Source organism: Lysinibacillus sp. GbtcB16 (assembly GCF_019091145.1).
Lineage (GTDB): Bacteria > Bacillota > Bacilli > Bacillales_A > Planococcaceae > Lysinibacillus > Lysinibacillus fusiformis.
The window spans coordinates 1-250 of sequence record NZ_JAGXJV010000689.1 but is presented as its reverse complement, the minus strand read 5'-3'; the positions used below and the strand labels follow the sequence as shown (position 1 = coordinate 250).

1 protein-coding gene is annotated in these 250 nt (G+C 50.4%); it reads right to left on the bottom strand.

The genetic code is table 11. The annotated features are described in order from the left end of the window. The coding region (locus tag KVT27_RS27415; protein WP_217582276.1) for a spore germination protein at positions 1-250 on the bottom strand (250 nt) is incomplete at both ends.

Genomic DNA, 250 nt, shown 5'->3' with positions numbered 1-250 from the left:
AAAAAGCAAGGGCAGCACATAAGCGACAGGCTCCCCGTCGATCAGCAATAACACTCTTCCTTGCAGCATGGACATGACAGCTTGGATGGGAATTTCCGTTTTATAGAAGGGGGACAATAACTCAAACCGATTGCAGCCGAATATGCTCATCAGGTCTTGACCGCACTGCAGATCTCTGCCGGAGCCGTTTCGCAAGCAAGTTCGAACTTGCTGCAGAAGCTCCTGGTCCACTTGCTCTGAATGATAGACC